The 14,009-nt window shown below is 34.6% G+C and carries 14 protein-coding genes; 1 reads left to right on the forward strand and 13 read right to left on the reverse strand.

The window, feature by feature from the left end:
* Nucleotides 1–41: 41 nt before the first annotated feature.
* The 12 genes from BC748_RS02435 to BC748_RS02485 all read right to left on the reverse strand — a co-directional run bounded on the left by BC748_RS02435 (nucleotide 42) and on the right by BC748_RS02485 (nucleotide 13,104).
* Nucleotides 42–1,718: a DUF8201 family protein gene (locus BC748_RS02435; protein WP_133531871.1), complete on the reverse strand. Its 1,677-nt coding sequence runs from the start codon at nucleotides 1,716–1,718 to the stop codon at nucleotides 42–44.
* A 59-nt stretch (nucleotides 1,719–1,777) separates the two neighbouring features.
* Nucleotides 1,778–2,422, reverse strand: a complete 645-nt coding sequence (def, locus tag BC748_RS02440; protein WP_133531872.1) for a peptide deformylase — start codon at nucleotides 2,420–2,422, stop codon at nucleotides 1,778–1,780.
* A 620-nt stretch (nucleotides 2,423–3,042) separates the two neighbouring features.
* Nucleotides 3,043–3,291, reverse strand: a complete 249-nt coding sequence (locus tag BC748_RS02445) for a hypothetical protein (protein WP_133531873.1) — start codon at nucleotides 3,289–3,291, stop codon at nucleotides 3,043–3,045.
* 19 nt (nucleotides 3,292–3,310) lie between these two features.
* Nucleotides 3,311–4,048, reverse strand: coding sequence for a PmeII family type II restriction endonuclease (locus BC748_RS02450; protein WP_133531874.1), 738 nt, complete (start codon nucleotides 4,046–4,048; stop codon nucleotides 3,311–3,313).
* The gene (locus tag BC748_RS02455; protein WP_133531875.1) at nucleotides 4,008–4,886 is read right to left on the reverse strand and encodes a DNA-methyltransferase; all 879 of its coding nucleotides are present in this window, start codon (nucleotides 4,884–4,886) and stop codon (nucleotides 4,008–4,010) included. Before BC748_RS02455 ends, BC748_RS02450 begins: the two co-directional genes overlap by 41 nt.
* A 266-nt stretch (nucleotides 4,887–5,152) precedes the next feature.
* The gene (locus BC748_RS02460; protein WP_133531876.1) at nucleotides 5,153–6,943 is read right to left on the reverse strand and encodes an acyl-CoA dehydrogenase family protein; all 1,791 of its coding nucleotides are present in this window, start codon (nucleotides 6,941–6,943) and stop codon (nucleotides 5,153–5,155) included.
* Nucleotides 6,944–7,051: 108 nt separating this feature from the next.
* Nucleotides 7,052–8,233: an acetyl-CoA C-acyltransferase gene (locus BC748_RS02465; RefSeq protein WP_133531877.1), complete on the reverse strand. Its 1,182-nt coding sequence runs from the start codon at nucleotides 8,231–8,233 to the stop codon at nucleotides 7,052–7,054.
* 3 nt (nucleotides 8,234–8,236) lie between these two features.
* Nucleotides 8,237–10,627 (reverse strand): 3-hydroxyacyl-CoA dehydrogenase/enoyl-CoA hydratase family protein, encoded by a 2,391-nt coding sequence (locus BC748_RS02470; RefSeq protein WP_133531878.1) that lies wholly within the window; start codon nucleotides 10,625–10,627, stop codon nucleotides 8,237–8,239.
* Between the two features lie 105 nt (nucleotides 10,628–10,732).
* Complete coding sequence (locus tag BC748_RS02475) at nucleotides 10,733–11,164, reverse strand: MarR family winged helix-turn-helix transcriptional regulator (RefSeq protein ID WP_133531879.1); 432 nt, start codon at nucleotides 11,162–11,164, stop codon at nucleotides 10,733–10,735.
* A 135-nt stretch (nucleotides 11,165–11,299) separates the two neighbouring features.
* Complete coding sequence (locus BC748_RS02480) at nucleotides 11,300–11,770, reverse strand: DUF1572 family protein (protein WP_133531880.1); 471 nt, start codon at nucleotides 11,768–11,770, stop codon at nucleotides 11,300–11,302.
* Nucleotides 11,771–11,832: 62 nt separating this feature from the next.
* The gene (locus BC748_RS14135; protein WP_162846389.1) at nucleotides 11,833–12,000 is read right to left on the reverse strand and encodes a hypothetical protein; all 168 of its coding nucleotides are present in this window, start codon (nucleotides 11,998–12,000) and stop codon (nucleotides 11,833–11,835) included.
* A gap of 288 nt (nucleotides 12,001–12,288) precedes the next feature.
* A complete protein-coding gene (locus BC748_RS02485) occupies nucleotides 12,289–13,104 on the reverse strand; it encodes an alpha/beta hydrolase (protein ID WP_133531881.1) in 816 nt (271 codons plus the stop codon).
* A 193-nt stretch (nucleotides 13,105–13,297) separates the two neighbouring features.
* Here BC748_RS02485 and BC748_RS02490 point away from each other — a divergent pair, with 193 nt between their 5' ends.
* Entirely contained in the window at nucleotides 13,298–13,687 is a 390-nt protein-coding gene (locus tag BC748_RS02490; protein ID WP_133531882.1) for a hypothetical protein, read from the forward strand.
* Between the two features lie 66 nt (nucleotides 13,688–13,753).
* Here BC748_RS02490 and BC748_RS02495 read toward each other — a convergent pair whose 3' ends face one another.
* Nucleotides 13,754–13,993 carry a YtxH domain-containing protein gene (locus BC748_RS02495; RefSeq protein ID WP_133531883.1) on the reverse strand — a complete coding sequence of 80 codons (240 nt, stop codon included), beginning with the start codon at nucleotides 13,991–13,993 and terminating at the stop codon, nucleotides 13,754–13,756.
* Nucleotides 13,994–14,009 lie beyond the last annotated feature (16 nt).

Genomic DNA, 14,009 nt, shown 5'->3' on the forward strand with positions numbered 1-14,009 from the left:
TTTTATCAAATTTAAGCATTTTACACGTAGCATTTATTTCTTTAACGTTTTACAAAAGGTTTGTCTAGCGGATAATAAATAGTGTATTTTTTTAGAATGATTTCTAACTGTTGCTTTTCGGCAGGTGTAATGTTTCGCAGGTAAAATCCTTTGCTCAAGTCATTAGAATCATAAGGTTCGGGATAGACTTCTGCTACTACAAATTCGTGCAAAGAATAAGGAACAAAACACGGCAACGGAACATCCAACATCAAATGGTAATTGTTTGGCGTATGAAATTTTAGTTTCCCAACTGTGTAGGTGTCATAATCGGAAATGCTATATTCTTGAGGTTTTAAAACTTGCTCTTTCTTTGGTTGTCCCATCAGTTGCCCAACATAGAACGAAGAAACGTTTTGTTGTAAAAAATGAGGAAATACAAATACCAACACGATTGCCAATGAACCAAAAACAGCGATAAATTTATAATAAATCGGCTTGATAGAAAGCATCAAAAGCAACAACGCCAATAGCGGAAGCATGGCATCAAGCATAAAACGATATTGTCCAGAAAGGTAGAAAATAAGCACTACTTTGAGCGCAACGCACAGCCAAAGCAGTTTCATTTTATTCTCTTTTTTCAGAAAAGCAATGCCGCCAAAAAGAAGTAATCCGAACACAATTAGGCTATTGATGATGCTTTTAAATCCACTCAAAGTGAACCATTTTACGATTTTAGTTGTAGTATCCCAAGCTTTAATTTCGGCTTCGGAATATTGCATATCATAGGTTTTTTGCAACGCATATCGGTTAGAAACTTCTAGCAAAAACGACGAAGGTTTCCAAGGAACATCTACTAAATTGGTTTGCATCGGAAAAACAAAATCCCCAAACGACCATAGTTGTTTACCAAAAAATAAAACCAATAAAAATGCAGTAATAAGAACATTCTTCCGTTGGAAAATTACTTTATATCCATCGGATTTCCACCATAAAATAAAAATGAATAGCGGCAACCAAAACACGATGGCTTTGAGTGTAAAAAGATATATTGATAATAACCAAAGCGCCTTATAATTGGGTTTGTTGTTCTTTTCAAATGCTTCGATTGTGCAAATAATAGCTAGACAGTACACAGGCAAATCGGGCGATGACGATTGCAAATAAATCAAGAAGAACGGCAAGAATAGGAGTAATGCCCATTTCTTTTTTTCAAAAATATAGAGAATGAAAATGAGAAAGATAACCCAATTTATTCGAAGAAAAGGATCTAGAATTTGGTCGAAACACGCTTGAAAAATATGCCAAGACGACTGCTGACCCAATATCAGATTAATATTTGAAATGCCTTTTACGATACCATATTCACTAAGCCATTTAATCGTTCCGACGTAGTAGCCAAAATGGTCGTTGATGAAAGGAGCAAAGGTGCTGATGCCCATTCCGAGGAAGAGAAACACCAGTAACCATCGATTTTTTAGAATTGAAAAGAGTTCGAAAAAACGGTTTTTAGCTGAAACTAAACCAATCAATCCGATGAGAATAACACCAATTTCAAATGCTTTTCCAAGAGGGAAAAAGAAAGCAAAAACGCTGGCAACAACAGTAATGCCAACTATTCCAGCAGTAAGGTTTGCCCACAGACTAGTAAAAGTAAAACCTAATAAACGAGAAGTCAATTTTCCCCAACCGAAAAGCAGCGGAAGTATAACGAGCAAACTTAGAAGTAAGTAAATCACAATTAGTTGGTTAGTTATTCAGCGTAAAAATAGCAAAGAAATGGATTAGTTGCATCGATTTATTTTTCAATAAAATACAAATTGGCTGTGGTGGATGACGGTTTGAATTTGAGATTTTCTTGTTCTTTTTGCCTATCGACAAGGAGAATTCCGTCCAAATGGTCGCGTTCGTGCTGAAAAATAACTGCTGTAAAACCTTCTAGAATTTCGGTTACTTTTTCGCCTTTCAAATTGTAATACTGCACTTGAACCGAGTAATGACGCATAATCATGCCGCGTTCGTCAAACGATAAATCGCCTTCTGGACCTTTTTGCATTAACTCCGATTTCCAACTAATTTCTGGATTGATGAAAACCTCAAAGGGTTTGTTTTCTTTGTCAAATCGTTGTACTAAAACCATTCGGCGGTTGATGCCTACTTGTGGTGCGGCAATCCCAACACCACGATGGTTCACATCTTGAACCGATTTAAGCATTCGTTTTGCCAACACTTTGGTCAGTTTGTCATTTGGATTTATGGGTTTGGAAACACTTTTTAAAATGATAGAATCGTTGTGAAACTTGGTTTGCGTTACCCGCATCATTTGGGTAGTATCGACAAGAATTAACTCTTTTTCCTGAGTGGTTAGCTTTTCATATTGCTGCGAATAGGCTACAGTAGAAAACAATAGAGTGAACAGAAAGGTTTTGATGATATACTTCATAGCGAAACGTTACTTTTTTCAAAGATACAGATTTTGGTAAATAACTTCGATTACTATTTACTTATGCTTACTTAAGTTAAGCATAAAGCTAAACTAAGTTTAGTATAAAGCTAAACTGAGTTGAGCATAAGGCTATACTAAGTTGAGCATAAGCCTATACTAAGTTGAGCATAAGGCTAAACTAAGTAGAGTATAAAGCTAAACTAACTAGAGTATAAGGCTAAACTAAGTTGAGCATAAAGCTAAACTAAGTATAGTATAAAGCTAAACTAAGGTATGCTTTATACTACTGTTTGTTATGCTTTATACTATTGTTTGTTATGCTTTATACTACTGTTTGTTATGCTTTATACTATTGTTTGTTATGCCTTATACTATTGTTTTTAATTTTAAATACTGAAAATGAAGTAGTTACAAAGCGCTTTTTTTGCCTAAAAAAACAACGTTTTGATGGTTTTTCAATTTGTGGGAGTAATATTTAGTCAAAAAAAAACCTTTGCCAGAGTAAGAAACATTGACAAAGGTTGGGGTTTAGGGATTGTTTTGTTGGTAGGGATTGCAAATATGAGCTGTCGAGTGCTTTATATATTCACGCTGTCGGATTCTTATTCTTCCAAGTTTTATGGATGATGAATTATGTTAGTTGTTCGTGTCGCAATTTGACCACCAGCACTGACATTTGTAGTTATTGTTCTAGTTGCTACAGGAGTTAAAATTACATCAATAGTATATCCTTCATCAGCATGAGTATCGCACAGATATCCTTCTGAATTTGGTGCCCATATAGCACTTGTATCTTCTCTTCTCAGGCGTACAGTTATATTGTTTTGCCCGTTATTTGGACAATTTGGAATTAAACATCTTGGCATAATATTTCAGTTTTATTGGTTACTGTTTTATAGCAGAATTAAGCTTAACTAATTTTTCCCATTCAATTGCTCCATTTGCGTCACAAAAATCTGTTGTAAATTCTTTAGTAAATTTATTTATCATTTGAGAATATGATTGAAGAAAATCATCATTTCTTTCTTTCGCTTGATGACCAAGTGGCTCGATTAATTCAGTGAATAAATTACTGTCGCCAGAAATGAACTCCCAAAATTTTTGTCCACAATATTTATAATAAGTTCCTTTATCGGGTTTGTTATCTCTACCATAACAGCATCCATTAACAGCAATAACCTGTAATTTTGAATTACTAGTTCTAAGTGTTTTTTGTGCTGTTATAAAGCTTCCTTTCATTTCAACTAACTGTCGACTATTAGCCCAATTTGGGCCAGATTTAATTGTTACTATATATCGTATACCATCATTATCAAATTCCAAGTCAATACCTGCAATTCCAGACTTTCTGCCACCATACACTTTTTCATTTATAAAAATTGCTAATCCTTCAAGCCAATCACCAAATACTGTTTCTTCATTTGAAGAAATTTGGGCGTCAACAATTCCTCTGACGATTTCATCAGCAGTCAATACATATTTTGCTTTGTACAAATATGGATTTTTTCTTTTTAAGACTTTTATTAATTTTAAATCGTCAAGACTTTGAATTCTTTTTTGATGAAAAATTCCGATATTTTGCTCAACGTATTGCGATACGTCCTTCAGGTTCAATTTGTTCATATGTCGGTTTAGGTTCTAAAATATATAATGCAACAGGCTTTAATTGTTCTCTTACCATATCATAATATTCTGGTATAATATCTATACCGATAGAATGTCGCCTCATTCGATTTGCAACTGTTAATGTTGTCCCTGAACCCATAAAAGGGTCGAGAACAACATCTTGCTCTTTTGTGAATAGTTTTATAAACCATTCTGGTAATTCTTCAGGAAATGCGGCACTGTGTTTTTTATTATTACATTCGGTTGCTAAATGTAAAACATTAGATGGATACGCCATTTCTCTGTCTACCCAATTAGAAATATTTTTCCCAAAACCGCTACCCACTTTTGAATTGTCTCTAGTTTTGTCTGTTTCTGAAAGTTTTTTTAAGCGTGTTTTAGCCCAATCTCCCATAGGAACCATAACTTCTTCTTGATACATATTGAAGTGTTTTTGCTTGTTGAATTGCAGAAGTCTTTCCCATGAGTCTCTAAAACGATTTGGCCATTTACCTGGATAGGAGTTTTTTTTGTGCCACATGAACTCTTCTGTCCAAAACCATCCTTGCTTTCTCATAGCAATAATTAATTCCATAACATAAGTACTACGTTCTCCATCTACAACTTTTTCTTTTATGTTTAAAACGAAAGTACCTGTTGGTTTTAATACTCTTAAAAGCTCTTTAGATATTGGTAGAAACCATTCAACGTATTTGTCAGGATGTATTCCTCCGTAAGTGCTTTTTCTCTGGTCTGCATATGGAGGCGAAGTCACAATTAAGTCAACAGAATTGTCTTTAAGCTTTTTAAGCATATTTTTACTGTCTCCTAGATACAAATCGGTTCTTATTTCCATAAACTTTTTAATCTTTTTACAAATTTAGTTTATTTAGATGTATTTTTTTTGTGCTGTTAATAAGTAGTAATATCTATTTTTCAGGGTTGGAGAATGCAGCCTAACAAACAGATTGTCACAAGTTAGTTTGTGAATCTTTACAAGTAGTTACAATCGTATATAAGTTGTTGTTATCGTAAAAATATAAAATAAAACTACATAAATAGTATTACAACAAAAAACCACCCGTTTAGAGGTGGTTTTTCGAAACAATTAATTATTTAAACTTAAAAACAATAACTATTTTCAGCCACTAACTTAGCTGTAATAGTTTCTCTCAACCCAACAATATTAGGCATGTTGGTGTATTTTGTAAATCGGCGTAATCCCATAAGCATCATTCGTTGTTCGTCGCCTTCGGCAAAAGAGATAATGCTTTCTTTTCCTCTGGCAGCAACAATATCTACGGCTTTGTATAAGTATAATTTTGCCATAGCAATTTGCTCTTTGGCTTTGTCTTCTCCTTCTTTTTTAGCTAACTTTTCAGTTCTTAGAATGGTGCTTTCTGCCATGTAAATTTCAATCAACATATCGGCAGCAGCCATTAATAGTTGTTGGTGTGCATCTAAATCCATTCCATACTTTTGAACGGCAGCACCAGCAACCATTAGGAAAGCTTTTTTCAATTTGCCTACCATTTCTTTTTCTTCCGAAAATAGTTCTGAATAATCAGGAGTATCGAATGATGGAATTCCCATTAATTCTTCTTGCACTTTCATGGCTGGTCCAAGCAAATCAACGTGACCTTTCATCGCTTTTTTGATTAACATTCCAACGGATAGCATTCTGTTGATTTCGTTCGTTCCTTCATAGATACGAGCAATACGAGCATCACGCCAAGCACTTTCCATTGGTGTATCTTCAGAGAATCCCATTCCGCCATAAATTTGAATTCCTTCATCAGCACAGTTTTGAACGTCTTCCGAAACGGCTACTTTCAAGATAGAACATTCGATAGCAAATTCTTCAACTCCTTTTAATTCGGCTTCTTGATGACTTGCGCCTTCAGCTTCACGAAGTTTGATGCGGTTTTCAATGTCTTTTGCCGCACGATAGGTTGCACTTTCTCCAGCATAAGCGGAAGTTGCCATTTCTGCCAATTTATAACGAATGGCTCCAAAAGAGGAAATAGGCGTGTTGAACTGTATTCTTTCGTTAGCATAGTTCACAGCGTTAGAAGTTACACGACGTTGCGCATCCAAACAAGCGGCTGCCAATTTGATACGACCAACATTTAAGGCATTCATAGCGATTTTGAAACCTTCGCCACGAGCAGCCAACATATTTTCTACAGGAACTTTAGTATCTGCAAAGAAAACTTGACGTGTAGAAGAAGCACGAATTCCTAATTTATGTTCTTCTTCGTTCATGGTAATTCCATTGCTTGGATCATTTTCTACAATGAAACCAGTGATGTTTTTATCATCTTCAATTCGGGCGAAAACAATGAAAACCGAACAAAAACCTGCATTAGAAATCCACATTTTTTGTCCCGTGATTTTGTAATGTGTTCCATCTTCTGAAAGAACCGCTTTCGTTTTACCTGAATTCGCATCTGATCCTGCGCCAGGTTCTGTTAAACAATACGCTCCAAACCATTCACCAGAGGCTAATTTTGGTACGTATTTTTGTTTTTGTTCTTCGGTTCCGTATAAAGTAATTGGCATCGTTCCAATTCCAGTATGCGCACCAAAAGCTGTAGAAAATGAACCTGTTGCACCCGAAATATAATCACAAACCAGACACGTATCAACAAATCCCATTCCCATTCCGCCATAATTTTCTGGAACGGCAACGCTTAGAAAGCCCATTTCTCCTGCTTTACGCATCATTTCTTCTGTAAAAGCATAGTCTTTGTGCTCAAAACGGTCTTTGTTTGGCCAAATTTCTTTATCAACGAATTCTTTAACGCTGTCGCGCATCATGATTTGCTCTTCCGAGAAATCTTCTGGTGTAAAGACATTTTCACATTTGGTTTCTTTTACCAAAAATTGTCCACCTCTTGTTATATCTTCCATGGTTTTATGTTTTTTAATTTTAATAGTTTTAGCTTTTTGTAACACGGATTTAAGAAATTTGAGAAATTTTAATAATTTTTTTGATTTCTTAAATCTGTGTTGCTTTTTTTATAGAAGTTCGTAAATTCCAGCAGAACCTTGTCCAGTTCCAACACACATACTTACAATTCCGTATTTGGATTTTCTTAAACGCATTTCATCAAATAATTGAACTGATAGTTTTGCTCCAGTACAACCTAGTGGATGTCCAAGTGCAATCGCGCCACCGTTTACATTTACGATATCAGGATTTAAACCTAATTCTCTAACAACAGCTAATGATTGAGAGGCAAATGCTTCGTTTAGTTCGATTAAATCGATGTCATTCAAGGTTAAACCTGCTTGTTTTAGTGCTTTTGGAATAGCTTTTACTGGACCAATTCCCATAATTCTTGGTTCAACACCTGCTGATGCAAAATTTACTAATCGTGCAATAGGAGTAACGCCAAGTTCTTTTACTAGTTCTTCACTCATAATTAATACGAAAGCCGCACCATCACTCATTTGTGAAGAGTTTCCAGCTGTTACTGAACCATCGGCTGCGAATACTGGTTTTAGTTTTCCTAAAGCAGCAATATTGGTGTCGGCTCTTGGACCTTCGTCTTTATTTACTACATACGATTTGGTTTCTTTTTTACCATTTTCATTGATAAAGGTTTGCTCCACTGTGATAGGAACAATTTGTTTGTCAAATTTACCTTCGGCTTGTGCTTTCAACGCTTTTTGATGCGAATTGAAAGCAAACTCATCTTGATCTTCACGAGAAACGTTGAATTGTTTAGCAACAGCTTCAGCCGTTAAACCCATTCCCCAATAGTAATCTTCATGACCTTCTTTTGCTACGGCGTAATCTGGAGTAGGTTTATATCCACCCATTGGGATAAAACTCATGCTTTCAGCGCCACCCGCGATGATACAATCAGCCATTCCACTTTGGATTTTAGCCGTTGCCATTCCGATTGTTTCTAATCCTGAAGCGCAGTATCTATTTACTGTTACCCCTGGAACGTCTGTAACTTTTAATCCCATTAAGGAAATTAATCGTCCCACATTCAAACCTTGCTCAGCTTCTGGCATGGCGTTTCCAACCATTACGTCGTCAATTCTTTTTTTTTCGAAATCAGGCAATTGTGCCATCATGTGTTCGATGGTTTCTGCTGCTAACTCATCAGGTCTTTTAAATCTAAATACTCCTTTTGGAGCTTTCCCTACCGCTGTGCGGTATCCTTTTACAATATATGCAGTCTTCATAGTTTAGTTTCTTAACGGTTTCCCTTTAGTAAGCATGAATTGAATTCTTTCCAACGTTTTTCTTTCAGTACAAAGTGACAAGAAAGCTTCACGTTCGATATCTAATAAGTATTGTTCACTTACTAATGTTGGTTCTGACAAATCGCCTCCAGCCATTACATAAGCTAGTTTGTTAGCAATTTTCAAATCGTGTTCAGAGATGTATTTTCCTGCTACCATTTGGTTGGTTCCTACTAAGAACATTCCTAATGCTTGTTTACCTAATACTTTGATGTCGGTTCTTCTTACTGGTTGAGTATATCCTTGGTCAGCCATTTGTAATGCTACTTGTTTAGCTACTGCAATTTGACGGTCTTTGTTTACCACAACGATGTCTTTTCCTTTTTGTAAAATTCCCAAGTCGAATGCTTCATAAGCTGAAGTTGCAACTTTTGCCATTCCGATGGTTAGGAAATTTTCTTGAAGAACGTTTAATTCCACATCATTTTTGCGGAATAAATCACTTGCACGAACTGCCATTTCTTTAGAACCACCACCACCAGGAATTACACCCACTCCAAATTCTACTAAACCAATATAGGTTTCAGCAGCGGCAACCACTCTGTCGGCGTGCATACTCATTTCACATCCACCACCAAGTGTCATTCCATGTGGCGCAACAATTACTGGAATAGAAGAGTAGCGAACTCGCATCATAGTGTCCTGGAACATTTTGATAGCCATATTCAATTCGTCGTATTCTTGCTCAACAGCCATCATGAAAATCATTCCGATGTTAGCTCCAACTGAGAAATTAGTTCCTTGATTTCCAATCACTAATCCTTTACAGTCTTTTTCAGCTAAGTCGATTGCTTTGTTGATTGCGGTTAAAACACCACCACCAATAGTATTCATTTTAGAGTGGAATTCTAAGTTCAAAATTCCGTCACCTAAATCGATAACTGATGCATCTGAATTACCCCAAACTTTGTGACTTTCTCTGATATTATCTAAAATGATAAAGGCATCTTGACCTGGTTTTTCTTCTTGAGCTTTTGATGAAATATTGTAGAAACATGTTTTACCATTTTTAACAGAATAAAACGATTTATTTCCTGAAATCAACATATCCGTTACCCAAGTTGCTGGTTTGTAACCTTCGGCTTCCATCATGGCAATGGCTTTTTCTACACCAATGGCATCCCAAATTTCGAATGGTCCGTTTTCCCAACCGAAACCAGCTTTCATGGCATCGTCGATTTTGTAGAATTCGTCAGTGATTTCCGGAACTCTGTTTGAGCAATAAGCGAACATTGCCGAGAAGTTCTTTCTGTAGAAATCACCTGCTTTGTCTTTTCCTTTTACTAAAACTTTGAATCTATCAATTGGTTTTTCGATAGTTTTTGTTAGTTCTAAGGTTGCGAACGATGCTTTTTTTGCTGCTCTGTATTCTAATGTATCTAAGTCTAAAGACAAAATATCTTTGCCTTCTTTTTTGTAAAATCCTTGACCAGTTTTGCTTCCTAGCCATTTGTTTTCCATCATTTTGTTGATGAAATCGGGTAGTTTGAACAAGTCATGTGCTTCGTCATTTGGACAATTGTCATAAATTCCGTTGGCTACGTGAACTAACGTATCTAAACCAACGACATCCACAGTTCTGAAGGTTGCCGATTTTGGACGACCAATAACCGGACCTGTTAATTTATCAACTTCTTCTATGGTTAATCCCATTTCTTTTACTTGGTGGAATAGACTTTGAATTCCGAAAATACCAATTCTGTTTCCGATGAAAGCTGGAGTATCTTTTGCTATAACTGAAGTTTTTCCTAAGAATTTTGAACCGTATTCAAAAAGGAAATCCAATACTTCTTGTGAAGTTTTTGGACCTGGAATGATTTCGAATAATTTCAAATAGCGAGCTGGATTGAAGAAATGCGTTCCACAGAAATGTGCTTGAAAATCATCGCTTCTGCCTTCGCTCATAAACTTAATAGGAATTCCCGAAGTGTTTGACGTTACCAATGTTCCGGGTTTACGGAATTTGTCGATTTGTTCAAAAACCAATTTCTTGATGTCCAAACGTTCTACCACAACTTCGATAATCCAATCGCAAGTTGCAATTTTGGACATATCATCTGTCGTGTTTCCAGTTGTAATTCGACTTGCAAATTTCTGACTGTAAATAGGCGATGGATTGCTTTTTAAAGCATTTGCTAAATGGTCATTTACCACACGGTTGCGAACGACTTTACTCTCTAAAGTTAGTCCTTTCTTTTCCTCGATTTCAGTTAGTGCGTTGGGCACAATGTCTAAAAGGAGTACTTCTAAACCGATGTTAGCAAAATGACAAGCAATTCCAGAACCCATTATTCCAGAACCAACTACTGCCACTTTTTTAATTGTTCGTTTCATTTTTTTTTTTATTTGAGAGAAGAGATAATGGACTAAAAGATGAAAGACTTTTTCTTAAATTCGGATTTGTCTATCATCTATCCGTCTCTCCTCTATTATCTAAATTTAAAATATCTTCTTCTCCGTTATTAAATCATTTATAACATCTGCAACTTCAATGAAATGATTTAGTTTTTCTTCTGAGATGTTTTGTTTTACTACTTCATTGAATTTTAATACGGTGGTTTTTGATTGTTCTCTCATTTGTTTACCTAAATCGGTCAGGTAGATTAAAACGCCACGACCATCATCTGGATTTTTCTTTCGTATGATTAGACCTTTTTCTTCTAATGTTTTTAAGGTTCTGGTTAGAGAAGTTGCCTCCATTCCCATTCTAGAACTGATAGCTGTTGATGGAGTTCCTTCTTCTTTGTCTATGCTTAAAAGAGCAAAACCTATAGCCATTGAACCATCAAATTTTGAAGCTTCTTCGTTGTACATTCTTGAAACAGCTTGCCAAGTTGCACGAAGAATATAGTCAATTGTTTTTTCTCTCATTTGATTTCCGTATTTTACTAAAACGATTTAGTTGGGAATTCAAAGATATAAAAAATTTATTATGCGCGCATAGTATTTAATAAAAAAATATTTTTTTTTACAATTGTTTGAAAAGATTACTAAAGAAAAGGCTTTCTAATTGTTTGCTAAACACTTTTTAATTAGTACGATTTGACCTAGATGGTAGTAAGCGTGTTCTATCATTGCATCTATGTTACGATAGTAAGTACCATATTTTTCGTCTGTGAATACTTGCTGTAGTTTTTCATCGGGCATTTGATCAATTAGTGTCGCGAATAGTTCTGCGTCAGTCCAAAAAATAGAAAGGAAGTTCTCCCAATCGGATTGTGATTCTATAAGTGGAAAATCAAAACTAAATTTGTCTTTGATATCGAGTGTTCCACCTTTGAATACATTATTTATTCCTTTGATATAATAATGAATGTGTTGTGCAAGAATAGCAATAGTATTTAGCGATTGGAATTGGGTTGTAGCGATTTTCCAATCAAGATTGTCTAATTGGTCTTTATAATTAGTATTGGCTATCCATGTTCCATTTAAAATGACTTCTCTAAATCGTTTAGCTATTTCATGTGTACTTTTCATCGATTTTTTATTGGTATTCTCAAAGATATGAATTTTATAAAATAATTTTAATTTGTATTTGATTATATCTTGTTGTTTGGTTCGTCATTTTCTTTGTCTATTGGCATGTCATTATTCTCCAAAAAGGTTTCTAATTCTTTTTTGTCTTTGAGGTTACGCTTGATGAGAAAGATTATTAAACTCATTGCTAAAATAATTACAGCGCCGATTGTTATCCAATTTGTTTCCATGATTTATTTGTTTAAATAAAGTTATGAAACATAAATCGATTACGGTAGTTTTTTTTGTTATCAAATGATTAAGTTACTTAATGTAACGATTATTTAAATCGGTAATTGTGAATTATAAAAAGATGTATCTATTTATTTGTTTGAAATTGAAGATTTTCCGCAGTTTAATAAAAAAGTGAAATTGATTAATTATATAGCATTTGAACTTTTAACTTCTTAACCTTAATAGCTAAGAAACTGCATTGTTTTTAATCTATATTTTCTTTTGTTTAAAAGTAAATCTTGTTTTTATTTTGTTCCAAATGTCCAGAGGAATGCCTTTTCTTTTGTGGCTCTAAAGATGGTGGCATGTTCTTCTTTGGGTTCGTTGGAATAATTCCATTTTATATTGCTGTTGTTTACTGATTGTAAAATAGTTGCTAATTCTTTGGTATGGACATAAATATCTTCAGCATTGGAACCAGCAAACCATAATTTTTTATTAGTAGTAGGGGATTTTGTCAAACGGTCTTTAGCTGTTTTAACCAAATAATGATTGTTCCACCATAAGGAAGGATCAAATGCAATATATTGGTCAAACATATCAGGTTCTAGAAAAAATGTTTCTATTACAAATAGTCCTGATAATGATTCGCCAATGATACTTTTTTCGTCTGTTGTTCGGTATCGTTTGTTAATTTCTGGAAAGAGTTCTTCTTTAATAAAGGCTCTAAATTTTTCAGAACCACCAACCACTGGTGCAATTTCTTTGTCTTTCGCTATTTCAGTAAATCCTGTTAAATCTCTTCTGCGTTGTGTGTTTTCTATACCAACGAGAATGATAGGACTTATTTTTTTTGTTTTTATTAATTCAGCAATGGTGTTGGCAATATGTGGAAAGTCTTCTTTAATTCCTCCATCTGCCATATACATTACGGGTAACGAGTCGTTGTTAGTATTATATTCGGGTGGTGTCCAAACGTTGATTATTCTTTTTTCGCCAACTTGTTTCGATTGGATAGTAAAGGTTTCGTGTTTAGGAATTGGATCATTAGGTTGTGATGCGTTTGAACAACTCGTTAGTATTAAAAATATAAAAAGTAATTTACAATAGATGAATTTCATGTTTGTTTTATATTTAGGATTGAAAATAACAACAGCCTTAATTAAGCAAAAATACTACTTTTTTTTAATGATTATACTTTGATTGATCTTCTGACTATTATGCAATTATAATGTTTTATTGTATAAGGGTTTTTGTGTTTTTGGTGCGTAATTTTATTAGATAGTATTAGTGTAATCTAAAAAAATATTTGTCATGAAAAAGAGTAGTTTGCTTGTAGTTGGATTTTTTGTTTTCTCTTCACAGTTTCTTAGTTCGCAAGTGGCGTTGGATACTGTTTTTATTCAAAATAAATCCAAGGTGAAAAGTGCTGTGGTTTCGAGATATAATTATTATCCTAATCTCGAGGCATATTATGATAAAACTTCGGGTTTGTTTCTTTACAAAGCCAATACTATTTGGGTTACAGCTTCTTCTATACCATCAAATTATCGAGGTTATTGTTTTAGAAATGGTTTGTTTGTGGTGTTAGAAGATTGTGTTGATGATGCGCCTTATTTGTTTTTGGCAAAGCACAAGTTACTGCATCCAGCTAATTATTCAAGTAAACCAATTAGACCGGCTAAGGTTTTGGTTGCTAATTGATATGAATCAAAAATAGAGCAAAACCCGACATAGTTTTACTCTATTTTTTTTAAACTAGTTATAGTTTTACTTTAGACTGTTGTTTTCAGCAAATTCTTTGGTGTCTTCTACTAGTTCTTCATACTTGTGGGTAATGTCTTTGTAGATGTCATCGAATTTATGTTTTAATTCGCTGGTATAGTCTGTTCCTTTTTTCATAATTCGTTTTCTTGTTTTGCTTCCTTTTGCTGGGGCAAAAAGTATTCCTGCAACTGCTCCGATGGCTATTCCGCTAAGAACACCTAAAATCACTTTGTTTGTTTCCATTATTGTTGTATTTGTT

Source organism: Flavobacterium dankookense (assembly GCF_004362665.1).
GTDB lineage: Bacteria > Bacteroidota > Bacteroidia > Flavobacteriales > Flavobacteriaceae > Flavobacterium > Flavobacterium dankookense.

Excerpts from the sequence above, each read along its gene's own strand:
- def (WP_133531872.1), bottom strand. The coding sequence starts at position 2,422 with ATGAAGTATATCATCAAAACCTTTCTGTTCACTCTATTGTTTTCTACT.
- BC748_RS02445 (WP_133531873.1), bottom strand. The coding sequence starts at position 3,291 with ATGCCAAGATGTTTAATTCCAAATTGTCCAAATAACGGGCAAAACAAT.
- BC748_RS02450 (WP_133531874.1), bottom strand. The coding sequence starts at position 4,048 with ATGAACAAATTGAACCTGAAGGACGTATCGCAATACGTTGAGCAAAAT.
- BC748_RS02455 (WP_133531875.1), bottom strand. The coding sequence starts at position 4,886 with ATGGAAATAAGAACCGATTTGTATCTAGGAGACAGTAAAAATATGCTT.
- BC748_RS02460 (WP_133531876.1), bottom strand. The coding sequence starts at position 6,943 with ATGGAAGATATAACAAGAGGTGGACAATTTTTGGTAAAAGAAACCAAA.
- BC748_RS02465 (WP_133531877.1), bottom strand. The coding sequence starts at position 8,233 with ATGAAGACTGCATATATTGTAAAAGGATACCGCACAGCGGTAGGGAAA.
- BC748_RS02470 (WP_133531878.1), bottom strand. The coding sequence starts at position 10,627 with ATGAAACGAACAATTAAAAAAGTGGCAGTAGTTGGTTCTGGAATAATG.
- BC748_RS02475 (WP_133531879.1), bottom strand. The coding sequence starts at position 11,164 with ATGAGAGAAAAAACAATTGACTATATTCTTCGTGCAACTTGGCAAGCT.
- BC748_RS02480 (WP_133531880.1), bottom strand. The coding sequence starts at position 11,770 with ATGAAAAGTACACATGAAATAGCTAAACGATTTAGAGAAGTCATTTTA.
- BC748_RS14135 (WP_162846389.1), bottom strand. The coding sequence starts at position 12,000 with ATGGAAACAAATTGGATAACAATCGGCGCTGTAATTATTTTAGCAATG.
- BC748_RS02485 (WP_133531881.1), bottom strand. The coding sequence starts at position 13,104 with ATGAAATTCATCTATTGTAAATTACTTTTTATATTTTTAATACTAACG.
- BC748_RS02490 (WP_133531882.1), top strand. The coding sequence starts at position 13,298 with ATGAAAAAGAGTAGTTTGCTTGTAGTTGGATTTTTTGTTTTCTCTTCA.
- BC748_RS02495 (WP_133531883.1), bottom strand. The coding sequence starts at position 13,993 with ATGGAAACAAACAAAGTGATTTTAGGTGTTCTTAGCGGAATAGCCATC.